29 protein-coding genes and 1 pseudogene are annotated in these 25,468 nt (G+C 61.7%); 22 read left to right on the top strand and 8 right to left on the bottom strand.

From position 1 onward, the window contains the following. A pseudogene (locus ACK41X_RS03840) lies at positions 1–86 on the top strand (IS5/IS1182 family transposase); the annotation flags it as partial. Between the two features lie 127 nt (positions 87–213). On the opposite strand, the gene ACK41X_RS03835 reads toward ACK41X_RS03840, so the two are convergent. From ACK41X_RS03835 to ACK41X_RS03825, 3 genes are all read right to left on the bottom strand, one after another. Continuing rightward, the gene (locus ACK41X_RS03835; protein WP_409719440.1) at positions 214–1,416 is read right to left on the bottom strand and encodes a M24 family metallopeptidase; all 1,203 of its coding nucleotides are present in this window, start codon (positions 1,414–1,416) and stop codon (positions 214–216) included. Between the two features lie 69 nt (positions 1,417–1,485). Then, a complete protein-coding gene (locus ACK41X_RS03830; protein WP_409719438.1) occupies positions 1,486–1,632 on the bottom strand; it encodes a hypothetical protein in 147 nt (48 codons plus the stop codon). 15 nt (positions 1,633–1,647) lie between these two features. Next, on the bottom strand, positions 1,648–2,061 hold the full coding sequence (locus ACK41X_RS03825) for a hypothetical protein (RefSeq protein WP_409719436.1): 414 nt from the start codon (positions 2,059–2,061) through the stop codon (positions 1,648–1,650). Here ACK41X_RS03825 and ACK41X_RS03820 point away from each other — a divergent pair. The 7 genes from ACK41X_RS03820 (at position 2,061) to ACK41X_RS03790 (ending at position 9,286) form a co-directional block, all read left to right on the top strand. Continuing rightward, positions 2,061–3,482 (top strand): alpha/beta fold hydrolase, encoded by a 1,422-nt coding sequence (locus ACK41X_RS03820; RefSeq protein WP_409719434.1) that lies wholly within the window; start codon positions 2,061–2,063, stop codon positions 3,480–3,482. The genes ACK41X_RS03825 and ACK41X_RS03820 overlap by 1 nt on opposite strands. Before the next feature lie 218 nt (positions 3,483–3,700). Then, on the top strand, positions 3,701–4,933 hold the full coding sequence (locus ACK41X_RS03815) for an acyl-CoA dehydrogenase family protein (protein WP_409719433.1): 1,233 nt from the start codon (positions 3,701–3,703) through the stop codon (positions 4,931–4,933). Between the two features lie 168 nt (positions 4,934–5,101). Next, positions 5,102–5,911, top strand: coding sequence for a carboxymuconolactone decarboxylase family protein (locus ACK41X_RS03810; RefSeq protein WP_409719431.1), 810 nt, complete (start codon positions 5,102–5,104; stop codon positions 5,909–5,911). Further along, positions 5,898–6,602 (top strand): ABC transporter ATP-binding protein, encoded by a 705-nt coding sequence (locus tag ACK41X_RS03805; RefSeq protein WP_409719429.1) that lies wholly within the window; start codon positions 5,898–5,900, stop codon positions 6,600–6,602. Before ACK41X_RS03810 ends, ACK41X_RS03805 begins: the two co-directional genes overlap by 14 nt. A gap of 53 nt (positions 6,603–6,655) precedes the next feature. Next, complete coding sequence (locus ACK41X_RS03800) at positions 6,656–7,654, top strand: ABC transporter substrate-binding protein (RefSeq protein WP_409719427.1); 999 nt, start codon at positions 6,656–6,658, stop codon at positions 7,652–7,654. Positions 7,655–7,706: 52 nt separating this feature from the next. Then, positions 7,707–8,474 (top strand): ABC transporter permease, encoded by a 768-nt coding sequence (locus tag ACK41X_RS03795; protein ID WP_409719426.1) that lies wholly within the window; start codon positions 7,707–7,709, stop codon positions 8,472–8,474. Further along, the gene (locus ACK41X_RS03790; protein WP_409719424.1) at positions 8,471–9,286 is read left to right on the top strand and encodes an ABC transporter permease; all 816 of its coding nucleotides are present in this window, start codon (positions 8,471–8,473) and stop codon (positions 9,284–9,286) included. Before ACK41X_RS03795 ends, ACK41X_RS03790 begins: the two co-directional genes overlap by 4 nt. Before the next feature lie 14 nt (positions 9,287–9,300). Here the strand turns inward: ACK41X_RS03790 and ACK41X_RS03785 are convergent, their stop codons facing one another. The 5 genes from ACK41X_RS03785 to ACK41X_RS03765 form a co-directional block, all read right to left on the bottom strand. Continuing rightward, entirely contained in the window at positions 9,301–10,011 is a 711-nt protein-coding gene (locus ACK41X_RS03785; protein ID WP_409719423.1) for a fumarylacetoacetate hydrolase family protein, read from the bottom strand. Next, on the bottom strand, positions 10,008–10,418 hold the full coding sequence (locus ACK41X_RS03780) for a cupin domain-containing protein (RefSeq protein WP_409719421.1): 411 nt from the start codon (positions 10,416–10,418) through the stop codon (positions 10,008–10,010). The genes ACK41X_RS03785 and ACK41X_RS03780 overlap by 4 nt, the downstream gene beginning before the upstream one ends. After that, positions 10,415–11,299 (bottom strand): NAD(P)-dependent oxidoreductase, encoded by an 885-nt coding sequence (locus ACK41X_RS03775; RefSeq protein ID WP_409719419.1) that lies wholly within the window; start codon positions 11,297–11,299, stop codon positions 10,415–10,417. The genes ACK41X_RS03780 and ACK41X_RS03775 overlap by 4 nt, the downstream gene beginning before the upstream one ends. Beyond that, positions 11,296–12,369, bottom strand: a complete 1,074-nt coding sequence (locus ACK41X_RS03770; protein WP_409719417.1) for a LacI family DNA-binding transcriptional regulator — start codon at positions 12,367–12,369, stop codon at positions 11,296–11,298. The genes ACK41X_RS03775 and ACK41X_RS03770 overlap by 4 nt, the downstream gene beginning before the upstream one ends. A 103-nt stretch (positions 12,370–12,472) precedes the next feature. Further along, positions 12,473–13,738, bottom strand: coding sequence for an amino acid ABC transporter substrate-binding protein (locus ACK41X_RS03765; RefSeq protein ID WP_409719415.1), 1,266 nt, complete (start codon positions 13,736–13,738; stop codon positions 12,473–12,475). A 185-nt stretch (positions 13,739–13,923) separates the two neighbouring features. On the opposite strand from ACK41X_RS03765, the gene ACK41X_RS03760 reads away from it, so the two are divergent. The 14 genes from ACK41X_RS03760 (at position 13,924) to ACK41X_RS03695 (ending at position 25,465) form a co-directional block, all read left to right on the top strand. Then, a complete protein-coding gene (locus tag ACK41X_RS03760; protein WP_409719413.1) occupies positions 13,924–15,105 on the top strand; it encodes a hypothetical protein in 1,182 nt (393 codons plus the stop codon). 215 nt (positions 15,106–15,320) lie between these two features. Then, complete coding sequence (locus ACK41X_RS03755) at positions 15,321–15,500, top strand: hypothetical protein (protein ID WP_409719411.1); 180 nt, start codon at positions 15,321–15,323, stop codon at positions 15,498–15,500. Positions 15,501–15,551: 51 nt separating this feature from the next. Continuing rightward, positions 15,552–16,958 carry a UbiD family decarboxylase domain-containing protein gene (locus tag ACK41X_RS03750; RefSeq protein WP_409719409.1) on the top strand — a complete coding sequence of 469 codons (1,407 nt, stop codon included), beginning with the start codon at positions 15,552–15,554 and terminating at the stop codon, positions 16,956–16,958. A 14-nt stretch (positions 16,959–16,972) separates the two neighbouring features. Beyond that, positions 16,973–17,608: a carboxymuconolactone decarboxylase family protein gene (locus ACK41X_RS03745; protein WP_409719407.1), complete on the top strand. Its 636-nt coding sequence runs from the start codon at positions 16,973–16,975 to the stop codon at positions 17,606–17,608. Positions 17,609–17,819: 211 nt separating this feature from the next. Continuing rightward, positions 17,820–18,227, top strand: coding sequence for a MarR family winged helix-turn-helix transcriptional regulator (locus ACK41X_RS03740; protein ID WP_409719405.1), 408 nt, complete (start codon positions 17,820–17,822; stop codon positions 18,225–18,227). Positions 18,228–18,368: 141 nt separating this feature from the next. Then, positions 18,369–18,698, top strand: coding sequence for an EthD family reductase (locus ACK41X_RS03735; RefSeq protein ID WP_409719404.1), 330 nt, complete (start codon positions 18,369–18,371; stop codon positions 18,696–18,698). After that, the gene (locus ACK41X_RS03730) at positions 18,698–19,813 is read left to right on the top strand and encodes an NADH:flavin oxidoreductase/NADH oxidase (RefSeq protein WP_409719402.1); all 1,116 of its coding nucleotides are present in this window, start codon (positions 18,698–18,700) and stop codon (positions 19,811–19,813) included. Before ACK41X_RS03735 ends, ACK41X_RS03730 begins: the two co-directional genes overlap by 1 nt. A gap of 14 nt (positions 19,814–19,827) precedes the next feature. Further along, positions 19,828–20,703: a branched-chain amino acid ABC transporter permease gene (locus ACK41X_RS03725; protein WP_409719400.1), complete on the top strand. Its 876-nt coding sequence runs from the start codon at positions 19,828–19,830 to the stop codon at positions 20,701–20,703. Then, positions 20,700–21,572 carry a branched-chain amino acid ABC transporter permease gene (locus ACK41X_RS03720; RefSeq protein WP_409719398.1) on the top strand — a complete coding sequence of 291 codons (873 nt, stop codon included), beginning with the start codon at positions 20,700–20,702 and terminating at the stop codon, positions 21,570–21,572. The genes ACK41X_RS03725 and ACK41X_RS03720 overlap by 4 nt, the downstream gene beginning before the upstream one ends. Further along, the gene (locus ACK41X_RS03715; RefSeq protein ID WP_409719396.1) at positions 21,569–22,375 is read left to right on the top strand and encodes an ABC transporter ATP-binding protein; all 807 of its coding nucleotides are present in this window, start codon (positions 21,569–21,571) and stop codon (positions 22,373–22,375) included. Before ACK41X_RS03720 ends, ACK41X_RS03715 begins: the two co-directional genes overlap by 4 nt. Beyond that, positions 22,365–23,177, top strand: coding sequence for an ABC transporter ATP-binding protein (locus ACK41X_RS03710; RefSeq protein WP_409719394.1), 813 nt, complete (start codon positions 22,365–22,367; stop codon positions 23,175–23,177). Before ACK41X_RS03715 ends, ACK41X_RS03710 begins: the two co-directional genes overlap by 11 nt. Then, positions 23,174–24,355, top strand: a complete 1,182-nt coding sequence (locus ACK41X_RS03705; RefSeq protein ID WP_409719392.1) for an ABC transporter substrate-binding protein — start codon at positions 23,174–23,176, stop codon at positions 24,353–24,355. The genes ACK41X_RS03710 and ACK41X_RS03705 overlap by 4 nt, the downstream gene beginning before the upstream one ends. Positions 24,356–24,411: 56 nt before the next feature. Then, a complete protein-coding gene (locus ACK41X_RS03700) occupies positions 24,412–25,071 on the top strand; it encodes a DUF2848 domain-containing protein (RefSeq protein WP_409719391.1) in 660 nt (219 codons plus the stop codon). Further along, positions 25,061–25,465 carry a cupin domain-containing protein gene (locus ACK41X_RS03695; RefSeq protein ID WP_409719389.1) on the top strand — a complete coding sequence of 135 codons (405 nt, stop codon included), beginning with the start codon at positions 25,061–25,063 and terminating at the stop codon, positions 25,463–25,465. Before ACK41X_RS03700 ends, ACK41X_RS03695 begins: the two co-directional genes overlap by 11 nt. Positions 25,466–25,468 lie beyond the last annotated feature (3 nt).

The following is a 25,468-nucleotide window of genomic DNA, read 5'->3' as shown; positions in this document are numbered from 1 at the left end:
GGCGTATCGCGACACGGTACGACAGGCTGGCCCGAAACTATCTAGCCTCCGTCTGTCTTGCAGCCGCCCTCGTCTGGTGGCTTTAATGAGTCTCAACCCTAGATCACCTTAGCTCGGTGTCGTCGGAGCCGGGGCAAGGCATTTCTCGCACCTTCCAGGCAAAACAAATCTCGCTGCCAGCCTCTCGCATTCTGTGCCTTCTACGAACTGGCCCTACGGATTGATCATATGAAACCCTCGCGGAAACTTCTGCAGCGAGCGCACGCCGGTATCCGTCACGACGACGAGGTTCCCTGTCTGCACGCCGGCGCTCCAATCCCTGGTGACGACGTTCGGCTGGACCACCAGCGCCATCCCGCTCGATAAGGTCATGTCGGGGATGCCGCCGGCGGCCGGTCGGCTTTGCGATCCGAGGACGGGGGGGAGATAGCCGCCGCCATATCCATGGATGAGGTCGTCGATAACGGTGAAACCGGACTGCTCGATCAGGTGTGATGCGGCCACAAGATCGCGAACATGAACTCCCGGCCGTATGCGGTCAAGGATAGCGTCGAGTACTGCGTCAGCGACAGCGTGCAGGTCGCGATAGAGCGCGTTCGGTTGCTCGCCGATGAAGAACGTTCGGAGCACTTGTCCGGTATAGCCCCAGTAATCGACACTGAGTTCAGTCGACATCACATCGCCTCTCCGAAGCTTTCGGCCGGACGGATACTGCCGAGGCACTGCCACATCCGGGGCCGCCATCGAGGCGGTCTGGAAATAGTGAATGAAATTCGTCGCGCCGAACGGAAGATAGGGTGCCTGCACCATAGCCTGGAGTTCGCGCTCGCTCATGCCGGGTTTTGCGCCTTCGGCAAGCGCCGTGACCGCAAGGTCAGTGAGGTCCGCCGCCAGTTCCAGCCATCGCAGTTCTTCATCCGACTTCACAAGCCGGACCTCCGTATAGGCGCGGTTCATGTCGACTACGTCGAACATCCCGGACAGCATCTCAGCCTGGGCGACCGGAATTCTGCCGATCACGCCGACCCGTGCTTTCCCGGCCTTGGCCTTTTGCACTGCGTTCGCCGCCAGCCTGAGCGCCCCGGCTTCGCCCCAAATGACTTCGGCGTCATGGGCAAGCCGCCTTGCCAGCGGCAGATGGTTGAAATGCTGAATGAAGACCCGACGCGGGGCACCGGGGATCATCAGCGTCACCGCTTCGGCAGTAACCGGCCAGCCGGTGATCCATCCGGTTGCGGTGCCGGCGCGCAGAGCTTCTACCGCGATCAGCGCATCCAGGTTGTGCACCGCGACGAGGCCGGTCAACAGGCGATCGCGCCGCGCCATCTCGCCATCCGAGAAACGAGGATAATCCAGGTCGATCAGATCGGCGTAGCGTGAACCGATTTCGGCAACGAGCTCCGGGACCGATTTCATCGAAAATGCTTCCGGCAAGCTATTGGCCGCACCGCAAACCTGCGGCGCGGCCGGACAGGAGGAGACAGACTATTTCGCAAACGGCTTCTCAGCCTCGAGGCGCTGCAACGCTTGCTTGGCGATGCTGGTATCGAACAGCCGTTCCGCCGATACCTTCTTTTCAACATAGTCGTAATAATCCGCCCAATGGTCCTGCATCTTCATCACCGACGTCACGTTCGCAATCCATCTTCATTCACATAAGACCAGTTCGACGCGATCGCTTTGACAGTCTCGGCCTCTTGCAAGGCGGTGGTGTGGGCAAGGGATTTCGACGATGTCCGGATGCTGGCCGGGATTGGGCAGCCGCATCCCGCCCGAAAGTTGACGGCATTGCTTGTACGCGAAACGCTTCCGCCCGAACAAGTTGATCAGATCCTGCGCGCATTCAGATCGCTGCTGTCGCGGTACGCCGGCAATTTCCGTTCCGAATGCGACATTATCGATGACATTGCGCCAGGGAAACAGGTTCAGGTTGTGCCGCATCATCACCGACCGTTCACGCGACCCCTTCGATTTGAGCTGGAAGCCTTCAGCCTGACCGGACCCCGCGCCGCTCGGGCACGCCATACGAGGTGCGGCCGACCGAGATACAGCGTGAGTCATTGTTCACGTCCGGGGCGATCACCAACCGCATCGACCGCGTCGAAATGATGGGAGTGGTCGAGAGTCGCCCGGACCGGGAAGACCGTCGGAGCGATGTCATTCGTCTGACGTCCGCAGAAAAAAAGCTTGCTGACAAGGCGATTGCCGGACACTTTGCCGCGGTGGGTGAGCTGTTGAGCGACCTGTCATCCGTCGAGCACAAACAGCGTGCTGGACTCCTGTCCAAACTTTTGGTGTCGATGGAGAGCAGATCGAAACCAAAGCAGGATACGGCGGTCGGGACGCCGGCCGGCAATCTGGGCCGCTCACACATCCGGCATGGGGTAAGCAATATGGCGCAATCCGCTGTCGAGAAAGACGATCTGGTCGCTTCCGCCATGGTTCATTGGGGCGCGCGGTTCGTCTCTAATGGTGTCGCGCTCGCGGACTTTGAGGAGATTACTGGAAGCATCAGATCATGGGATGACTGGTGCCGCGCCTGGTCGGCGCGTGCCGCAGACCATGAGGAAATGGGCCGCGTCGCGCTGGCGGAGCGCAACTTTCTCAGTGCCGGCGAACACCTCAATCGTGCGGCGGTGTATTTTCATTTCGCGAAATTCCTGTTCGTGCATGACCTGCCGCAGATGAAGGCCGCCCATATGAAGGCGGTGGCCTGCCGCATGGAGGCGTTACCCTATCTGCGCCCGCCTGGAGAGCGCGTTGCCATTCCCTATGAAGGCAAGCAGCTCTATGGAATCCTGCGCAAGCCGCTGGGCATCGCGAAACCGCCGGTTCTGGTGATGGTCGTCGGTCTCGACTCGGCCAAGGAAGAAACCGATGCCTATGAGCAGCCATTCCTGGCGCGCGGTGTTGCGACATTGGTGTTTGATGGCCCCGGGCAAGGAGAGGGCGAATATGAATTCGCCATCCGCGGCGACTACGAGGCCCCGGTCAAGGCGGTGTTCGACTGGCTGCAAGGCCGCAACGACGTCGATACCGATCGTGCTGCCTTATGGGGCGTCAGCATGGGCGGCTATTATGCAGCCCGCGCAGCGGCCTTCGAGAAGCGCGCAAAGGCCTGCATCTCGCTCGCCGGTCCCTATAATCTGGCCGAATGCTGGGACACGATGCCCGAACTCACCCGCAACACCTTCCGGGTGCGCGCCAAACACGAGACCATGGAAGAGGCGCGGCAGCACGCGGCGACACTCTCGCTCGAAGGCGTCGCGCAGAATATCAGCTGTCCGCTCTACATCGTCTCCGGCAAACGCGACCGGGTCATTCCCTGGCAGCATGCGGAGCGTCTGTCGCGTGACGCAAGCGGTGACGTCGTTTTCAATCTGATCGAGGACGGCAACCACATTGCCAATAACCGGCCGTATCGCTGGCGGCCGCAAAGCGCCGACTGGCTTGCGCGGCAGCTCGGTGCTGCAACGATTTAAGGCTGACAAATTTGACAATGCGAAATATGCGCCTGTGTGGCTGTTATAGTTGACCATAGGGCGGCAAGACCCGTTCCATCTTCCCGCTGCTGTTCATCGTCTCGGTCATTCGCCATGGCCTCTCTGCGCGCAACGTGTACCAACCCTCTTGCACTCTCAATTGGAGTCGCAAGGCGGGGAGGGGGGTGGTTTACTCCGCGCCGGAGGAGTTCATCGCCATGACATACCAGCTTTCAGAAGAACAGCGCATGATGCGCGATTCCTGCCGTGCTTTCGCCGACGAGGTCATTACGCCATTTGTTCGCGACAACTGGCAGCGTGAGTGGGACATGAACGCCGGCGCGCGCCTGCCGCCCGAAATCCTCGAGGCTGCCGACAAGGTAGGCATCCGCACGCTCGGGATCCCCGAGGAGTTTGGCGGCATGGAGCTTGACCCGAAGACCGAAGTGCAGACCTTCGCCATCATTGCCGAGGAGATTGCGCGGGGCGATTGCGGGCTCGCCGACAAGCTGGTGCAGAACTGGAAGATTTCAGTGCTGCTGCGTCACCTCGCGCCACGCCATTTGCAGGAATACTGGTTCGGGCGCCTCATCAACGAGCCGCAGATGCTGTTCGCCCATTGTCTGACCGAGCCGCGCGGCGCCTCCGACCGTTGGCTACCCTATAACGTCCCGGAAGCCGCCATGCAGACCCGGGCCGAGAGGCGCGGCGGCGAGTGGGTCATCAACGGCCGCAAGCAGTTCATCTCCAACGGCTACGACGCCGGCCTCTATGTCGTTTATGCTAACACGAATCCAAAGGCCGGCATCCTTCAGGGCACCTCCTCCTTCATGGTTCCGCGTGACGCGCCCGGTCTCACCGTGGCGCGCTGCAATGAGACGATGGGCGGTCGGTTTATGAACAACGGCGAGATCGTGTTCGAGGACTGCCGTATCCCTGCGGACCACATTCTGGCCGAGAATGACGCCATGCAGAAAGCGGGCGTCTATTTCCATCCGGGCAAGATCATTCAGGCCGCGAAAAATCTGGGCGTCGGCGTCGCAGCCTACGAACGGACGGCGGACTATGTCCAGAACTACGTTCAGGGCGGCCGCATCCTGATCAAGCATCAGGCCGTCGCCTGGCGGCTGGCCGACATGGCGATCCGGATCGAGGCGGTTCGTTCGCTCCTCGCACGCACCGCGCAGGCGGTCAGCGACAAGGCACCGGATGCGGATCCGCTCTGCAACATGACCAAGGTGTTTGCGTCCGAGGAAATCCTGAAGGTCTGCCAGCATGCCATGGAACTGCACGGCGGCAACGGCGCGATGCTCGAAGTGGGCATCGAAAAATTGTTTCGCGATGCGGCAATCTTTCTGCACTCGGATTCGACCGCCGATATCTCGCGCTTCAAGATTGTCAAGGCGTTGTTTCCGGAGACCGCAGGGAAATACGCCGGACCGGAGAATTGACCGCGCGCAGCCTGCCGGATTCCCGGCTGGATATGGAGGGCCCCCATGCCGCTCCAGCAGCTGCGCGATTAACGGCAAGCCAACGGCATTGATCCTCTCAAGCCGATGGTTCAACATGCGCTTCAAAGAACCGGCGCGAACCGGAAGTGCCAGATAGGGAGGAGCGTTATGGCCGGACAACCGCGTATTTCCTACGTCCAGCCCGCCCAGATGAACGACCCGGCAATGCTCGCCGAGCTCGACCGCTGCCGCCGCATGGGGACGCCGCGTCCCGAGAGCCAGGCGGTGCGCGCACATGTTCCCGCGGTGTTCTGGTCCTTCGCCAATGCGTGGCGAGACGTCTTTCATAACGGCGTCGCCGACCATGCCATCAAGGAGCTTTGCCGCCTGTACGTATCGCGATCGGTGCTGTGCGAATTCTGCGGCAATCAGCGGTCTATCAAGGCGGCCAATAGCGGTGTGGCGGAAGATGATGTCCGCGACCTGATCAATTTCGAAACCGCCACGCACTACAGCGAAAAGCAAAAGGCAGCGCTGTCATACGCAGAAGCGATAACGTGGGATCTTGCAACCGACGACAGGTTCTGGGAGCGGCTGCACCGGCATTTCTCCGAGCCGGAACTGGTCGAGATCGGGTTTTTCATTGCGCTGACGATGGGTCAGCAGCGCTGGTTGCGAATTCTCGATATCGACCATCATCAGGTGCTTGCCGGCGAGAGCGGCTCGATGGCGCCGGGTTTCGAGACGGCGGAAGCTGCTGCCCGCTCGAAAGCCGATCCGCAATACTGGGCGCGCAAGGCGCCGTCGCGTGCGAAGGAAGGGGGGGAATGGGGGGAATGTCGAGAAAAACATTGTGGGAGATGGGGCGGACCCTGCGCGCGCCCCCGCCAGCGGCGGCGCTCGCATCCGGGTTTCCGGTCTCGGCAAGCGTTACGGCGCGCTGGAGGTTTTCCACGACATCAATATGGAGATCGGTGATCGCGAGATTGTTGCGATCGTCGGGCCCTCCGGCTGCGGCAAAACCACGCTGCTCCGCTGCATCGACGGGCTGATCCCGCCGTCGTCCGGAAAGGTCGACATCTCGGGTACGGAGGTCACAGCACCGCTTCCCGGTGTGGCGATGGTGTTTCAACAGTTCGGTCTGTTTCCGTGGAAGACCGTGTTCAACAACGTCGCCTATGGCCTGCGGCTCGCCGGCGCATCCAAGGCCGAGATCCGCGAACGCGTGCCGCGCTTCGTCAAACTCGTCGGCCTCGCCGGTTTCGAGAATGCCTATCCGTACCAGCTTTCCGGCGGCATGCAGCAGCGCTGCGGCCTCGCCCGCGCGCTCGCCATCGAGCCGAGTGTTCTGCTGATGGACGAACCGTTCGCTGCGGTCGACGCGCAGACGCGCGAGATACTTCAATTCGAGCTGCTGCGCATCTGGCAGATGCGCCCGACCAGCATGGTGTTTGTGACGCACTCCATCGAGGAAGCTGTCCTTATGGGCCATCGCGTGGTGGTCTTGAAAGGCCGTCCCGCGAGCGTGTTCGAGACGATCGAAGTGGACTTGCCCTTTCCGCGCAACCGCGAGACGCTCACGCTGCCGCGCTTTGCCGAGCTGCGCGAGCATGTCTGGGCAACCCTGATGGACGAAGCGCGCGCGGCCGAGTTGCAGTTGCAGCGCTGACGCCAGCGTAACAGACGAGAAACGGAACCCGAAACGCACGACGGAGACAACCGATGAACTACGCATACCGCACCGTCATTGCCGCCGCGGCCTTCGCCGCCGCGGGCCTCGGTGCGCCGGCGCTGGCGCAGGAAAAGAGCATCACCATCGGGCTGCCCGGAATTCCGCCGGTGTTCGTGACCACGCAGGCCTACGTTGCCGAGCAGCAAGGGTTCTTCAAGAAGCACGGCCTGAAGGTGAACCTGCGCCCGTTCGACTCCGGCGCAGCTGCCGCCCGCGCCGTGCAGGCGGGGCAGATCGACCTTGCAATGTCGCCCTCGCCGTTGATCGCGACCATGATTTCCAACAACCCCGACGTCGATCTCACCCTGATTTACGGCTATCCCCGGCCGACATGGAAGCTGGGCTCGCTCGACGCATCGATTACAAAGTGTGAGGACGTAAAGGGCAAGGCCGTGGGCGTGGACAGCCTCGGCGGAGCGCGCTCGATCGCGCTCAACCAGATGTTGCGTTCCTGCAATCTCGGTGCGAAGGACACCAACCAGGTCGCGCTCAGTGCCAATGTCGGTGCAGCAATGGTCTCGGGCCAGATTCCGCTCGGCGTGCTGCACGTCGACGAGTTGCCGGCGATCGAGCGCGAGGCGAAGAAGAAGGTCGGCATTGTCGTCGATATCAACCAGACCCAGCCGGTGAACCACTATCTCGGGCTGGTGGCGACGAAAAAGAGCATTGCCGAGAACCGCGACACGCTGGTGAAGGCGATCGCGGCCCTTATTGAGGCCGAGCGGTTCATTCGCGATCCCAAAAACGTCGAGGCCGCCGCCAAGGCCGCCGCTCCGACCGGCCGCAGCATCGACGACGCCAAGGCCGCGATTGCGGATTATGTGAAGATCGGCTTCTGGCCGCAGGACAATCCGGGCCTGGCGAAGGAGAACCTCGAGGCGATCATCGGCGCACAGCAGCGTGCCGGCAACATCAAAGGAACGCCCACGACCGTGGAACGCCTCGCCGATACCTCGCTGTACGCAGAGGCCCTCAAGCTCGCGAAGTAAGCGGCACTTAGGCCGCCGGGCCAAACCGGCGGCCGTCTTCTTTGGACCGTACATGTTCTCCAAGCTGGATACCTGGTCTCGCTTCGCCACCTATGCGATCTCGCTCGCCGCGGGCGCGGCTCTCTGGCAATTCGCCGCGAGCCAGACGCGGCCGTCGGTGCTGTCGAGCTTCACGGCGACAATCGCGCGTGTCTACGATTATGCCCTCTCGGGCGTCTTGTGGAACGCGCTGTCAAGCTCGCTGCTGGTCTATTTCACCGGCCTTTCCGCGGCGATCGTGTTCGGCATCGGGGTCGGAATCCTGCTCGCGCGCGTGAGGCTTCTGCGTATCGGGCTCGAGAGCTACATCATGGTTCTCTACGCAACTCCGATGGTCGCGCTGATTCCTTTCATCATGTCGATGATGGGCTTCGGTTTTGCACCCAAGGCGCTCGTGGTGTTTCTGTTCGCGCTGTTTCCAATCCTCTACAACACGATCGAGGGCGCGCGCAGCGTGAAGCCGGAACTGCTGGAGGTCGCACATTCCTTTCGCTCCGGCGAATGGGGTGTGTGGCGCGACGTGCTGATTCCCTACACGCTTCCCTATGCGATGACCGGCGTGCGGCAGGGCATTGGCCGTGGCCTTGTCGGTCTCGTCGCCGGCGAGTTTTTCCTGTCCGGCACCGGCATCGGCCTGCTCATTATGCAGAGCGAGCGCGATTTCGACGTGCCGGGATTGTACGGCTCGATCCTGATCGTCACGATCCTCGGCGTCGTGCTCATGGGTATCGGCCGGATGCTGGAAAACCATTTCGGCGCCTGGCGTGGGCTGAACCGATGAGTGCGCCGGAACTTTCGCTCGCTTCGCCGCGTGCCACGGGCTGGCGTGCATGGATCGGCCCCGAGGCCGCCGCCCGTATTTTTGCGGGCTTTGCAATCCTGCTGGTCTGGGAAATCGCCGTCCGGCTCTGGGCGCCGGCTTTCGTCGCGCGGCCCTCGCGCATCGTCGCCGTCTTCCCCGCCGTGATTGCCGATCCGGTGCTATGGCAGGCGGCGGGCGCGACGCTTGGTGCGGTGGTGCAGGGGCTCGCCATCGCCATCGTCCTCGGCACGGCAATCGGTGTTGCAATCGGCCGCGTGCCGGTCGTCGACCGCTTTCTCCAGATTTATGTCAGCGGCCTGTTCGCCATGCCGATGGTGGCGATCCTGCCGCTCCTCACGCTGTATTTCGGGTATACCGGCGAGGCGCGGCTCGCGACCGTCGTCTTCGCGGCCGTCTTTGCGATTATCATCAACGTCTCCGACGGCGCCAAGGCGGTCCCGCCGGAATATATCGAGGTGTCGCGATCGTTCCGCGGTTCCGGCTGGTCGCGCCTGTTCGATGTCGTGCTGCCCTCGTCCGTCCCCTATCTCCTCGCCGGGCTCAAGCTCGCCGCCGGCCGGGCGCTGATCGCGGCGGTGGTCGCGGAATTCTACGCGGCGATCCCGGGACTCGGCTTCTACATTCTCTTCAACACGCGGACCTTCAAGCATAGCGAAGCCTTCGTTGCGGTCGCAATCCTCGCTGTCGTCGGCGTCCTTTTCGAGTTGCTGCTGTCCAAGGGCACGAAAAGGCTCTTGCCGTGGTACCGCCGCGACGAAGCCCGCGACTGAAACACCGGCCGCAGTCAGCCGCCGAAGCCGGCTGCGACCTTGCCGATCGGCTGCAACGCCCAAGATATATGAGTGTCATCCGCCGTCAGCATCAGCGGCGGCGTCACCGAGCCGGCGATGAGAATGTCGCCCGCGCGCAGACCCTCGCCAAACCGGGCGAGCGTTAAAGAGACGCCGCGCACGGTTTCGAGGATGCGTCCGGTATTGGCTTCGAGATCGGCAGGAACCGGAACCGCCCGGTCGTTGCGGATCACCTCTCCGGTCAGTCCTGCAAGGCCGCCGGGCAGCTCTATGGCGCGGCGCGGCCCGAAAATGACATGGCGCTGGAAGATGTCCCCGGCGAGAATCGACTCGACATCGTCCATCGGACCGTCGATGTCGGCGAGTTCGATCGCGGGCCCTATCGCGGCGATGGCGTGCGCAGCTTCATCTTCGCTCGGCTGCGCCGGGACATCGCGTCCGAACTCCACTGCGATTTCGGGTTCGGCCACCGGCCTGTTCCAGCCGGCCAGCGACACCGACGCGCCGTCCGGCAGCACCGCAGCGTCGAGCAGAAACCCGACCAGCGGCATCGCGATCTTGAGCTTTTCTTTCGCCGCCGGCGCGCCGAAACCGACCTTCCAGCCGATCCGTCTTACGCCGCCGCGGCGCCGCTCCTCAAACAAGGCGAATTGCCGGCGCATCCCCGCAACGATGCGCGGGTCTTCGTGGTCCAGCCCGGTCATGCGTGGCTCTCGGGATGAACCTCGTAGCCGGACGCCTCGATAGAGCCCGCGCCCATCCAGCCCCATACCAGCACCACGTCCTCGTCCGACGTATTGTTGAAACCGTGCCAGCAGCCGCGCGGCGAATAGACCACGTCGCCTTCACCCGAAGGCTTGTCGCCCTCGTCGGTGTAGATGTGCCCCTTGCCCTTGAGCACGATGAAGAACTCGTCGCAATTGTGGTGGCGATGACTCTCGTGCCGCGCACCTGGCTTCAGAACGGTCCAGCCGACGACGTGATCCGCCCCGGCGGATTTCTTGTCGATCAGGAACTGAACCTGCATCTCGACCCAACCATCTTTGCGGGCGAGGCCTTCGACCATCGGCACGTCGCGGATATTGGTGCGGTACATCTTTGGTGCGGTCACTTCGATTGTCCTCCGAGGCGTCGATAGACTTGATGGGCGACCACGAAATCGTTGGCATCGATTCCAAGACCGCGGCAAGCATTCATCATTTCATTGGCGGCGGCGGCGAGCGGCACCGGACTGCCGAGCTTCCGGCCCATATCGAGGGCGAGGATCATGTCTTTCTGCTGCAGCGTCACGTCGGCGAGCGGCACCTCCGGCATCTTGCCGTCGAGAATGAACGGTCCGCGATAGCCGAGCACGGGGGAGGCCGCGACGCTCTTCAGGATCGCGTCGACCGCGGCTTCCCGCGAAACTCCGCCTTTCTCTGCAAGCGCGACGGCTTCGCCGAACGCGATCACTTCCACCATGAGCAGCAGGTTGACCGCGATTTTCATCTTCACCGCAAGGCCGCTCGCGCCGATGCGTGTCACCTTGGGGCCGATCGCCAAAAGGACTGGCTTGACCTTTTCGAACGCCGATTCGTCGCCGCCGACCATCACCGATGCATTGCCCTGGGCGAGCGTGACCGGGGAACCCGAAATCGGCGCGTCCAGCATGACGAGCCCCTTGGCGGCGAATGCGTCGGCGACTTCGCGCGTCACCTCGGGCGCGATCGTGCTCATGTCGATATAGATGCCGCCGGGCTTCAGCCCCGCGAGGATGCCGTGCGGACCGAGCGCGACCTCCTTCACGGCCTTGCCGTCGGTGACGACGGTGAAAACGACGTCGGATTGTTCGGCGACCGCGCGCGGCGTATCGGCCCAGCCCATGCCGGCATCGATCAGCGGTTTTGCCTTTTCCTTGGTCCGGTTCCAGCCGGTCACGCTGTACCCGGCCGCCTGCAGCCGCGGCACTATGCCCAGACCCATCACGCCTAGGCCGACAAACCCAACTCTCACGATTTTTCTCCTGCTGCTTCGGTAACTTTCCGCTTTGTCGCGCCGCGGACGCGCGCGGTCGAGCTTCGTACGACGGCCTCGACAGGCAGCACCAGATGATGCGGTGCGGAGGCGCCGTTTTCGATCAGATCGACCAAAACGTCGGCGGCCTCGAACCCAGCCTTGTAATGCTGTACGCGCACGGTAGTCAGGGAAGGCGACAGCCGGTCCACGAGCGGCATGTCGTTGAAGCCGGTAACCGAAACCTCTGACGGACAGGCGATGCCATGCCGGCGCAAGGCCGAGATTGCGCCGATCGCCAGCCGGTCATTGGCGCAGACGACCGCGGTGAACGGGCGCGCGGCGACCAGAAGCTGCTCGGCGCAGCGTTCGCCTTCGATCTCGTTGAAGGCCCGCGCGAACGACACGAGGGCAGGGCGCGTTTGCAACCCCGCCAGATCGCGATGGCGCATGAAGGCGCTGTAGCGGTTGAAGCCGGTCGATACCGTCTGCGGGCCGGCGATGCAGGCGATGTCGCGATGACCGAGCGAAACCAGATGCGTGAGCAGCCGGCCAATGCCGTCGTCTTCGTCGTGCACGACCGAGGAAAAGCGCGGATCGTCGGTGCGGCGGCTGACGGTCACGACCGGAAGACCGTCCGCCAAGCGCGACACCAGCTTGTCGCTCCGCAGCACGCTCGCAAGGATTAGCCCGTCGACACCGCGCGCGCGCATGGTCTCGAGCACTTTGACCTGACGCCGCATATCGCTGTCGGTATTGGCAAGCATTGCGACATATCCGGACTGGGCGAGCCCGTCCTCGATCCCGCGAATGATCGGCGGGAACACCGCGTCGGTGATGTCGGGCACCACCACACCGATGGTGCGCGAGCGGTTGGTCTTCAGCGAATAGGCGGCGAGGTTCTGGCGGTATCCGAGCCGCTTGCTGGCCTTGCGGATCTTCTCGATCAATGTTGGTGCGACCGGATGTCCGCTGTCCGGATTGAGGGCGCGCGAGACGGTTGAGACATGAACTCCGACTTCGCGCGCCAGATCTTTCAGCCCGACGCGCGCTTTCTTTTGGGTTTTCAACGGAGACCTCCGATCGCGCGCGCCCCGCTCTGTGCGGTATCGTGCCGCCGGGTTGGTCCTGCCGACAAGGGATCTGCCGACAAGGGATAAGCCGCCCTCATCGCTACTTCGACGCATCCGTGAAGGGGAAGATCAGGTCGCCCGACTTGAATTCCGGCGGATAGACCACCACCTGCCGGGACCAGTCGGTGAACTGGCTCATGTCGTTGCCGGAGATGCCCTTGAACTGGATGCAGATGATCCGCGGCTCCTTCCATTCGCCATCGGGGCCGAAAGAGATGGGACCGATCACCGTGTCGAAGGTATTGGCGGCGATATATTTCGCGAGAACGTCGTCGTTCAGGGATTTCGTTTCTGTGACGGCCCTGGCGAGGATCTGGCCCGCGGCATAGGCATAGGGCGGATAGGTATAGCCAAGCGGATCAAGGCCGAGATCCTTGGCCTGTTTCTGATACTCGGCCATCATTTCCTTGGTCCCGGCGAATTGCAGGCTTGGCGCCGGAATGTAGAATTCGTTGCTGATATATCCATTGATCATGGGGCCGAGCTGCTGCTTGATCCCGGTCACAAGCAGTCCGAGCATCGCGCCACCGATGACCTTCGGCCTGAACTGGATCTCGTTCGCCGTGCGGATGATGCCCGCGGTGTCGATCGGCAGCGTGGCGCCGAACACGATATCCGGATTGGTAGCTGCCATGGCGCGCACGATCGAGGTGAACTCCGTGGTGGACGGCGGATAGGTGCGGTCGAACACGATTTCCATGCCGTGTTTCTTGGCGTTTGCGCGGGCGCCGTCGAGCGCGTTGCGCGAATACTCGACATCGGCGCCGATCAGCGCAACCCGCGTCGGCTTGGGCTTTTGCTGAGCGGCGAGGTCGAACACGCATTTGGAATAATTTCCGGTGTCGGGGCCTTGCGAATTCATCGAGAAATAGCGCGGATACTTGAATTCCTTGTTCGCGCCGAGACCAAAAATTCCGATGGTGGTGCGGTTGGCCTGGATGATCGCGGGCATCGCCGCGGCGATCACGTTGGTGCTATAGGGCCCGATGAGGAGATCGACCTTGTCGACGCTCATGAGCTTTGCGTAGATGCCGGGCGCGTTGGCCGGACTGCCCTGATCGTCGTAATAGACGAATTCGACCGGACGGCCGAGCAAGCCGCCTTTGGCGTTTACGTCCTTGCGCCAAATTTCAAGCCCCGCGAGAACTTGTTTGCCGGCGGGAGACGTCGGGCCGGTGACGCTGATGCTGAAGCCGATACGCAATGGATCGGCTGCATGGGCCGCCTGGAGGCCGAAGCCGAGCGCGATTGCGGTTGAAAGGCTCGCCGCCAGGGCCCTAAAGCCGCGGCAAAATCCGTAATTCATGATTTCCTCCCGATTGGCCTGGTCCGCTGCTTCTTGTCGTGCCGTGTATCCGGCCTTGCAGTCACCCTATCGCGCATGGCAAAAATTGGCAATCGTTTGCCGCAATGCTAGCAAATGCAAAAATTGGCGGTGCCGGAATGTGCGCTGTGCCCGCGCGCAACCACGGCGGTCAGGGAGAAGATGATATGTTCAAGGCCTCGGCCGGCGTCATGCTGCCCACATCCATCATCGGATCCCTGCCGCGGCCGACTTGGTATACGGCCACGCTCGGTTCGACGCCGTTCCTCGAAGCCATGGTGAATTCGCGCTATCGCGAGCAATATGAGGACGCCGTGTCCTGCCACTTGCGCGCGCAGGAGACTGCCGGGCTCGACATCGTCACCGATGGCGATGCCCATTACGACGAGCAGGTCGGCGGAATGAGCTGGCAGAGCTATCCGCTCACACACATGTCGGGCTTTTCGAAGGAAGCGATACCGTCCGTCTACAAGGTCGGTGCAGTCGCCTATCCGCGCGGACATATCCTGCACGACTTTCTCGAAGCGCGTGTATTTCCGAAGATCGTCGGACCGGTCGGCCGCGGCAACCTGCAATATGCGCCGATGTGGAAGGTGGCGCAGCGCATGACCACCCGTCCGGTCAAGTTCGGCACCATCCTGCCGGAACTGCTCGCAGCTTCCTGCGAGGACGACCACTACAAAGACCCGATCGAACGCACCTGGGCGCTCAGCGAAGCGATCAACGAGGAACTCCACGACCTTGCCGATGCCGGTTGTCCGGTCGTGCAGATGGAGGAGCCGCAAATCCACATGGTTCCGGTGCGCGGCAAGGCGTTCGGCAAGCTCGACGTTGGCGATCTCGTCAAGATCTTCAACAATACGGTCAAGGGGCTCCGCGACAAGACCGAAGTCTGGTGCCACACCTGCTGGGGCAACCCGTCGCAGCAGCGCATCTTCAAGGAGCCGCAAAGTTACCAGCCGACGCTGGAGGCGCTGAACCAAATCGAAGCCGATGCGCTGACCTTCGAGACATGCTCGTCCGGCCCCGGCGATCTGAAAGCGATCGGCGAGATCATCAAGGACAAGAAGGTGGTGATCGGCGTCATCGACCATCACACTTTGCAGATCGAGCGGCCCGACGAGGTCGCAGCCCTGATCCGCGAGGCGCTGAAGCACATCCCCGCAGAACGGCTGATCATCTCGTCGGACTGCGGCATGGGCCGCGAGGGTATGGGCCGCCGGCACGCCGCCTACAAAATGGTTTCGATGGTGCTCGGTACCAACATCGTACGCCGGGAACTCGGGTTGCCGGAAGCGGAGTGCCTCGCCGCCGAAGGGCGCTATTCGCTGACGATGGCGGAGCGCTGAAGGGATCCGCGTAAGGGTTTTGTCCTTTTAAGGAATTTCCTTTGGCTGTTGTCGCCTTGGCGCAGCTAACCAAGGATCAGGCATAGCTGTCTGACCGGGTTTTTCCAGAAATTGGCCGCGTTCACACAAATCCACCTCTAAGCCATCGGTTCGGAGGTGCGAACGCAACCCGGTCACGAGACATAAAAGTTCGCCGACAGTTTGGTCCCGAAGACATGGCCGCCCGGCCGCACGACCGCAGCCGCGCCTTGGTGCTGCGTAAACCGGTGCAACAGCATCCGGCCGGTATCGGTTCCCTGGACAACGCCGTCGATCGATATCGTTTCGGCGTGACGGCATTCGACCAGAGCGGCGTCAACCTAGAGGCGCTGTCCGGCCGTCAGGATAGCAGTTGACTCATTAAATCGACTTAGTAAACTTAGTTTACTAACGCATAAGAGATTGAGATGGCTCCGATGGCAGATGCGCCGCCGCCCGCCGCAGGGACGCCTGATGCGTCGCTGCGCGAATATCTCTCCACCAATTCCGACATCGTCACACGTATTACCAAACCTGTGCGCATTGACGATGTCGGCGCCCTGTCCGCGCAGAGCGACCAGCCGATTGTGTTCGAGAACATCGTTGAGAAGCCCGGTTTTCGCCTCTGCGACATTCTGGTGAAGAACCGCCGTTCACAGGCGCGCGCGCTCGGCGTCAGCGAGGACGATTACTTGCGGACTCTGGCCTTCAGGCTGCGGCAGCCGCCGCGGGGTTTTCGCAATGTGCGGAGCGGGCCGGTCAAGGAGGTGATCCGTACCGGCAGCGACGTGGACTGGCGGGTGCTTCCCATCCCGCGTCATAAGGATGCGGATCAGGCGCCCTACGTGACCGCAATGAATATCATTCGCGATCCCGAAACCGGCTTCTACAATTCCTGTCACGCCGGCACCTATGCGGTGGATGCGCGTCGCGGACTGATCAGTTTCGTCACACCGCATTCGCACATCATCATGAACAAGTATCGCGCGATGGGTAAGGACAAGATGCCCATCGCTTTCGTGTTCGGCATCCCGCCCGCATACGAGATCATGGCGAACTTCTCCGGCCTGCACATGGATATGTGGGGCGAGATGGAAATGGTTGGCACGATCATGAATCGCGACGTCGACATGGTCCCATGCGAAACCATCGATCTCACGGTCCCGGCTCAGGCGGAAATCGTGGTCGAGGGTTATGTCAATCTTGGGCAGAAATTCGAGGTTGGCGAGGTCACGTCGCCCTCGATGTATCATCTGCCGCATCGGGAATTCGTGCCGGACGTCGAGATCACGGCGATGACGATGCGCGGCGACCGGCCGATCTATCGCAACCATCAGACCTGTCCGGATACCGATCACCAGCCGCTGCCGCGGCTGTGTCATGAGGCGGTACTTTATAATCGGCTGACCGAGATCGGTTGCCAGGTAAAGGACATACGCTTTCCCACCTGGGGTGGCGCCTTGTCCTGCATTCTGCAATTCGATTATCCGCGCGAAGGCTTTGTCAACGACGCCCTCATGACGGCGATGGGCGCGCCCTGGCTCAACACCAAAATGGTCGTCGCAATATCGCCGGACACCGACATCAATAATGCTGCCGACGTTTATCACGCGATGGCAAGCCGGGTCGATCCGTCCCGCGACGTGTTCATCGTGCCGCATACGCGCGGTTCACCCTACGATCCCGCCGCCAAGCCGATTGCCGGGCTGGAGCCGTTTCGCACCGTCGGAAAGATCGGAATCGACGCAACGCGCAAGGCGCGTCACGACCTTCATGACTTCGACCGCGCCTGGCCGATCAATTGGGGGAAGGTGCGTTTGGAAGATTTCCTGTAACGAGGAGAGTTGGGATGAACGAACATCTGACGCCGCCGAAGCCGCGCGTGCTCGTGGAGGCCGAGCCCTTTATTCCGTACATGAAGGAGGAGGAGTTTGCCTCCAATCTGCTGCCGGTGCTCGAACCCTACAAGAAGCGCATGGGGTTCCTGCCGAATGCACTCAAACTGTATGCCTATCGGCCGGAGATTGCCGAGACATTATGGCAGCTCAACAGCAAGGTGATGCGTGATCCAAGTTCAACGCTGGATCAATTTCTCAAACGCAAGCTTGCCGCCGTTGCCTGCGCCACCAATGGTTGCGCCTATTGCACGGCACACAGTTGCTCCATGCTCAAGAAATCCCGCGACTCGGATTTCGAAGGCTGGGGTGTCAGCGAGGAGGAATTGCAGGCGCTGCTGTCCGGGGCCTATGAGCCCAAGGACGAGTTCGAGCGGGTTTGCATCGACTATGTGCGCACCGCGTCGGCCGATCCCACGGCGGTGCCCGACGAATTGCTGCAGCGGCTGAAGGCAAATCTGACGCCGCCGCAGATCATCGAACTCGCTTGCGTTGTTGGGTTCTGGAAGTTCTACAACACCGTGCATGACAGTCTTCATATCCCGGTCGAAAGCGAGCTGCTTCAGGATACGGGATATGTCGATGTCTGATCGGCCGGGCCGGCGCAAAATCGGATCTCGCCGGAAGGTTTCGTCAGCACGGCGCGGACGGCCGGGCGTCCGCGCCGGCGGTTTTCTCACGGTAAGCCGGCCAGCCCTGCTGGAACGAGGCTCCGACCAGCGCTTCCGGGCTCTTGTCTACGATCTTCTCACCATTGCATCCCGGATGGATGCAGTGCGCGAACATATCGCGCGCCGCATGATGCTGACCGGCCCGCAATACAGCCTTCTGATGTCCATTGCACAGCAGCGAGCAAAGGGCGGCGTCGGCGTCGGGGCACTTGCACGGCTGCTGCATGTTTCAAGCGCCTTCGTCGCAACCGAAACCCGGCGTCTGGCGCAGGCGGGACTTGTCGAAAAGCGGCCGAACCCGGAAGACGGGCGCGGCGTCATCCTGAACGTGACGCCGGCCGGCATGGCAGCGCTGGAGGAGAACGCGGCGGAGATCTGCGCGATCAACGATGCGTTCTTCGGCGAGCTGGATCGGGCCTCGTTCGAGGCCGTGTCTGCGGCCGTCACAGCGATTGTGGCTGGTTCGCGCAAGGCCATGCAGCGCGTCCGGATGAATGAACTGAAGGCAGATACCGCCTTCCAGGAGGCAGCGGAGTAGCCGGCCGCTCAGCGAGGCTTGAAAAGTCTAAGCTGGGCGGCAATTCGCGCGCATCTTGGCGGACCGGCCAATTGCGACAAAATAAAGCTTGTGAAATATCACAGGTAAGTCACCCTTGGCGCGTCTTTTTGGATGTTGCTGATGGTGTCCTACTTCGTTCGATATCGAGGCGAAGCGTCCGATCCGGCTGAATTTGCCGCGTATTATGCGCAGCATCACGCCAAGATATTGCGTCGTTTTCCCGAAATTGCGTCGCTGACACTGCATCTGCCGGTTGCCTCGAGCGATCCGTTTCCGGTCACGCCGGGCGGTTCGTTCATGCTCGCGCAAATGACCTTCGCCGACGCCGCCAGCCTTGATCGGGCCCTGCGATCCGACGCGCGCCGCGAGGCGCGCGAGGACTTCGCACGCTTTCCACGCTTCGAGGGCGAGGTGACCCACGAAGCGATGCGTCGGCAGGTGATCTTCTGATGAATATGGAGAATGCGCGCCGGGTGCTGCAGCGGGATCCAAACCCGTATCTCTTCCGTCCGCATTCGTTCCGCAGCGTCACCACCCGCAATCGCATCATGCTGTCGCCGATGTGCCAGTATTCTGCGCGCGACGGGCTCGCGAACGACTGGCATTTCGCGCATCTCGCGGCGCGCGCCACGGGCGGCGCGGGTATCGTCTGCGTCGAGGCCACGCATGTCGAGCCGCGCGGCCGTATTACCAGGCATTGCCTTGGCCTCTGGAACGATGAGCAACGCGACCAGCTGGCCGGCATCGCCTCGTTTATCGAGTCGCAGGGCGCCGTCCCGGCCATTCAGATTGGTCATGCTGGCCGCAAAGCGTCGGTGTCGCGTCCGTGGGAGGGAACGCAGCAACTGACGGCGGAGCAGGGCGGTTGGCCGACCATTGCGCCTTCGGCCATTCCTTATGCGGATGGCTTCGCCATTCCCGAAGCCATGTCCGCTGACACGATCTCGGCGGTGGCTGAGATGTTCGCTGCCTCCGCGCGCCGCGCCCGCGAGGCGGGCTTCCGTGTCCTCGAATTGCATGCCGGGCACGGTTACCTGTTCCACCAGTTTTTTTCTGCGGCCAGCAATCACCGCACGGACCGCTATGGTGGATCGCTCGAAAACCGCGTGCGCTTCCTGATCGAAACCATCGATGCCGTCCGGCGCGAATGGCCAGACGATTTGCCGCTGTTCGTGCGTGTGTCCCTGACGGACTGGGTCGACGGCGGCTGGAACCTGGAGGAAAGTCTCGCATTGTGCCGGCTGCTGAAGGCGCGCGGCGACGTCGATCTGGTCGATTGCACCAGCGGCGGCAACGATCGCCAGCAGAACATCTCCATTCATCCGGGCTATCAGGTGCCACTTGCGGAGCGGGTGAAGCACGAGGTGGGTATTGCGACAGGGGCGGTTGGCCTCATTTCCTCACCGGAAATGGCCGAGGAGATCATCGCCAACCAGCGTGCCGACCTTGTGATCCTTGGTCGCGCCCTCCTGTTCAACCCCCACTGGCCGCTGCATGCAGCCAACATACTGAAGGCGCGCAGTGTGGCCTGGCCGGTCCAATACGAACGCGCGAATATCTTCTGACGGCGGAGACGGACTTGTTCGAACAGCAAATCATCAACGGAATTATGCTTGGTTCGATCTACGCCATGGTGGCGGTAGCGCTGACGCTGAGCATTGGTGTTCTGAATTTCCTGAATTTCAGCATTCCCGGTCTTTTCATGATTGGTGGCATGTCGGTTTGGGCACTCACCAATGCCGGATTGCCCTGGCCGGTGGCCGCGGGCGCCGGTCTCGTCATCGTTGCCGCCGCGTCGCTTGTTGTCGAGCGCTTCACATGGCGGTGGATGCGCGGCGCGGAGCACTCCATCCCTCTGGTCAGTTCGATGGCATTCCTGTTGCTGTTCGAGCATCTGGCCGTAGCCTATTACGGCTCGGACATGCGGGTCGTGAATGTCGGTTTTGCCCAGGCCGATATCCGTGTGGCCGGGCTGGTGATCGGCGTGCCGCAACTGATCGGCCTGATCTGCTCGATCATGCTGATCTGGGGACTGTCGCTGCTGCTGAAGAAAACCAAGATCGGCCGCGGCCTGCGCACAATCGCCGAAGACTCCCATACCGCAGTCATTCTCGGTGTCGATATCAACCGCATCGTGCCGATCGTGTTTGTCGTGGCCGGCCTGTTTGCGGCTCTGGCCGGCATTATCTTCGCCCTCAATTATCGACAGGTGCATCCGTTTATGGGTGAAGTGGTCGGCCTGAAGGGCATCTCCGCCATGATTGTCGGCGGCATGGGGAATATCTGGGGTTCGATTGCGGGCGGTTTGATCATCGGCGTCGCCGAGGTGATGGCGATCCGCTATCTGGGATCGGACTTCGTGGACATCGCCGTATACGGACTTCTCCTGCTGATCCTGTTTGTGCGGCCAACCGGCCTGTTCAGTGCAGCGCCGGTGGGACGGAGCGGCATATGAGCGGCTATCTTGAAGGCATTCTGGTCCTGCTCGCCGTCAACGTGGTGTTTGCATATGGCGCCTATCTGCCGCTGTCGGCGGGGCAGCTGAATCTTGGAATGGCCGGCTTTGCGGCGCTGGGGGCCTATTCATCGGCCTATATGAGCAATGTGCTGATGTTCGATCCGCTGCTGGCCATCCCGGTTGGCGGCATCCTGGCCGGGCTGGTGGCGCTGATCGTCGCGGTGCCGATCTTGCGGACCCGCGGCATTTATCTGGCGCTTGCCACCTTCGCGCTTGGGCAGGTGGTGCAGGCCACCATCCTCAATCTCGAAGTCATTGGTGGCGCGGCAGGTTATCCGGTCACGGCCTTTGTGCGCTTGCCGGTGGTGATCATCTTCTCACTCGTTGTCGTGATTTTTGTCTGGCTGCTGTTTGCGACCCGCTTCGGCCTCGCGGTGCGGGCAGTGCATGACGACGAGCGGGTTGCCGATCTCATGGGCATCGAGGTGCGGGGGTTTCAGATCGCCGCTTTTGTTATCGGCTCATGCATTGCTGGGATCGGCGGCGGGCTTTATGCGCACCATTTCAGCTTCATCGAAGCGCAATACTTCAATATCGCGCTGAGCATCACGATCGTCCTGTATGTGCTCCTCGGCGGCACCCAGACTGTTCTTGGGCCACTTGTGGGCGCGGCCGTCTTCACCCTGCTGCCGGAAGTGCTGCGAGCCAGCCAGCATTGGCGCTATGTCATCTTCGCCGCCGGCATCATCGTCCTGATGGCATTGCGCCCGCAGGGAATGATCACCGGCGCGCAAATCCGGCGACTGTTCGACTGGCGAAGTCCGGGGCAAAGAAATCTTGTTGAAAATCGCGAAGGTGGCGCATGAGCGATACCATCCTCACGATCGACAACATCAGTAAGAGTTTCGGCGGGCTTGCCGTCATCCGCAATCTGTCCTTTGGTGTGCGCCGCGGTTCCAAGACAGCGCTCATCGGTCCGAACGGTGCGGGAAAGACCACGGTCTTCAACCTGATCACCGGAGCCTATCCGGTCGATAGCGGTCGCATCGTGATGGATGGGCACGACATCACCCATGTCCTGTCGCGTCGGCGCGTGCATTACGGTTTGGCGCGAAACTTTCAGAATGTGCGTTTGATGCCGCATTTGACGACACTTGAGAATGTGATGGTGGGCCAGCATGCCCGATACGGCGGATGGCGCGGTTCACTGCAGCCGGTCAGCCTATGGCCGGGGAATCGCTGGCGCAAAGAGGCGCGTGATGCGCTGGCGCATGCCGGGCTCGATGCCTATGAGCGCGCATCGGTCGGAAGCCTGCCCTACGGCGTGCAGAAGCGGATTGAGCTTGTGCGTGCGCTGATGGCCGGTCCGCGCCTTCTCTTGCTCGATGAGCCGGCGGCTGGCTTGAACGAGGCGGAAACCGCCGCTTTGAAGACGCATCTCGACGATATTTGCAGGCATACGCAGATCACGTTACTCGTCGTTGAGCACGATATGCAATTTATCGGCGCGCTCTGCGAGGAGGTTGTCGTGATCAGCTTCGGCGAAAAGATAGCCGAAGGCACACCCGAATCCATCCGGCACAACCGCGAGGTTCAGCGCGTCTATCTGGGCGAGCCTGTCAGCACCGCAGCGTCGGCCGCGGAAAGGAGGCGCAGGCATGCTTCTTGAAGTCAAGGATCTGCACGTCCGCTATGGTCGGGTCCATGCCGTGCGCGGCGCCAATCTCGCGCTCGAGCCGGGCATGATCGTTGCCGTGGTCGGCGCGAACGGCGCCGGGAAATCCTCATTGCTGCGTGCGATTCTGGGTGTGGAGCGGGTCGCCGGGGGACGGGTGCGGTTCGACGGCGCCGACATCACGGCATGGCCGACCTGCGAAAGAGTAAAGAACGGCCTCGTTCTTGTGCCGGAGGGACGCCGTATCATCACCACCCTGACTGTGCACGAGAACCTGCTGATGGGCGCGTTCAATCGCCGACTCACAGCGGGCGTGCATCGCGAGATCGACGATATATTCGACCGCTTTCCGAACCTGAAGGCCAGGCGAGACCACCCCGCTTCGGTTCTGTCCGGGGGCGAGCAACAGATGCTGGCGATCGGCCGGGCGCTGCTTGCGGGTCCGAAACTCATGATGCTGGACGAACCCTCACTCGGCTTGAGCCCGCTGCTGTCCAGCGAAGTGTTCGAACATATCGCGTCTCTGAGCGACGATCGGGAGATTGCGATCCTGCTCATCGAGCAGAATACGCAGCGCGCGCTCGAACTCGCCGACCATGCCTATGTCATGGAACTTGGGCGCATCGTCAGTGAAGGCGCGCCCGACAAGCTGTTGTCCGATCACACCCTGATTGATGCCTATCTCGGACCAGGCGTGACACCGGGTGGCTCGGGCAAGGGCGACCAGACAGTGCCGTGTCTGGACACTGCGACCGAAGTGTTTGAGGTGAACCAGCAAAGGAACAGTGCATCATGACCAGAAAGATGATGATGGCGACAGTCGCCGCCGCTTGGCTATCCGCGACGACATTCGGAGCGGCATCACAAGAGCTTCTCCTTGGCTATCTTCCCGCGTCGGGCGGTCCGTTCGCGACCTTCTCACGCACGAATTTTGTCGCGGCCGAAATGGCCGTCGACGAGATCAACGCGGCAGGCGGTATCAACGGCAAGAAACTCCGTATCGTCTCCTTCGACACGGCCGGAAAGCCGGATCAGGCCGTTGTCGGCGTGCGCAAGCTCGCCGATGACGACAAGGTCATGGCGATCATCGGACCGTTCAGTTCAAGCGAGGCACGGGTCGTTTTTCCCGCTGCCGAACGGGCCGGAATCGTGTCTATGTCGATGGCTTCCTCAGCGCCCAACCTCGCAGAGCCATATTCCTATGGGTTCCGCAACACGACGGACGAGGGCTACCTGTTCGCGCGCGTCCTGCGGGCGCTGAAGGAGAAAAACTACCCGATGGCGACCGGTGCCATCGCTTACGCAACCGATGATGTCATCTCGAAGACAATGGGCGAAAAGGTTCTGCCGGCGTTGATGAAGAATGCCGGGGTCGACGTTAAAGGCAGCGTAACCTTTCAAACGCAGGCCTTCGACATGGCGCCGCAAGCGTCGCAACTTGCCGCCCAGAAGACCGACTTGATTGGCATCGGATCGGGACCGGAGCCGGCTGCACGTCTGGCGAAGGAATTGCGCCGGCAGGGTCACAAGGGGCGCCTGGTTGCCGGTTCGACGATTGCCGATCCCGAGCTGCCGAAGCTGATGGGTGAAGCCGGCAACGGGACGGTCATCCCGACCGCCTATTATGCCGATCTGAACGATCGTACCAGGAAGTTCGAGGCCGAATTCCTGCGGCGCGCGAAAGCCGCCGGGATCGACCGTTCGGCCGCGGCCCAGTTCGATGCGGCGACCTACGACATCGTCCTGATGTATGCGGAAGCGATGAAGCGGGCCGGCGTGACCGGGGAGCCCGCCAAGATCGCTGCCGAACGCACCGCAATCCGCGACGAGCTCGCGAAGATGAAGAATTTCCCCGCTTTGGAAGGCCCGATTTCATTCGGAAAGAACGGGGACGCGATCAAGGACGTCTACATCATCGAGATGCAGGATGGAAAATGGAACCTGCTCGCGACCTTCAAGTCCGAGCAGTCATAAGGTAATAGCAGGCCGCCGTCCGGGTGACGGCGGCCTGCTCCGACGGGAGAAAATGAGTGCCGGACGTAGAAAGACTGAATCTCGGGCGCATTCGGCAATTGGTCATTGCCGGATGGACCGGGCGAAATACCGAGGCGGTGGAACAGCATATCCGTGAGCTCGAATCGATCGGTGTCAAGCGGCCGAAGACAACGCCGATCTTTTATCGTGCGGCCGCGGCGCTGCTGACCACGTCGGATGAGATCGAGGTGCTCGGCACGCATTCGAGCGGTGAGGTTGAGTGCGTCCTCTACAATATTGATGGCGAAGTATTTGTCGGTCTCGGCTCCGACCACACGGACCGCAAAGCCGAGGCAATCGGCGTATCGCTGTCCAAGCAGATGTGCGCCAAACCGGTCAGCGCGGATGTCTGGCGCTTCAGCGATGTCGCGCCGCATTGGGACAGCCTGCTGTTGCGTTCCTATGTCAGGGACGGGGGCAAGCGGCGCTTGTATCAGGAGGGCAGCGTAGCGGCGATGCGAACGCCGCAGGAATTGTGCAGAATGTGGTGTGGCGAGAGCGATCTTCCGGACGCAACTGCGATGTTCTGCGGGACGCTCACGGTGCATGGCGATATCGCGAGTGCCGGGACCTTCGAAATGGAGCTCGAGGATCCCGTTCTCGGTCGGAAATTGACGCATGCCTATGCGATCCGGTCCCTGCCGGATGAAGGGTGAGGAGATGACCATGGGTTTTAACAAGGGCCACCAGGAGTTCCACAAGCTTGATTTGTCGGAAGGTTGGCACACGCCGCCGGGATACCCTGCCGGAATCCAGCAAAAGATCATCGCAGGCGAACTCGATGAGGTGCGCAAGCAGGGCAACCGCACCCGTCTGCTGCGCTTCCAGCCCGGTACCTATACGACGGCGCCGTTCGTCCACGAATATTGGGAAGAAGTCTTCCTGCTGTCGGGCGACCTGATCGTCGGGAATGACGCGAATGGGCAGGGCGGCGAGAAGTTCGAGGGCTATACCTATGCGGTGCGGCCTCCCGGAGTTTATCATGGGCCGTTCAAATCCGACACCGGCTGCATTCTGCTCGAAACCCATTTCTACAACGACGACGCGTAAGCG

The sequence above is a fragment of the Pseudorhodoplanes sp. genome (assembly GCF_046289595.1).
Classification (GTDB): domain Bacteria; phylum Pseudomonadota; class Alphaproteobacteria; order Rhizobiales; family Xanthobacteraceae; genus Pseudorhodoplanes.
This window is presented reverse-complemented; position numbering and strand designations above follow the sequence as displayed.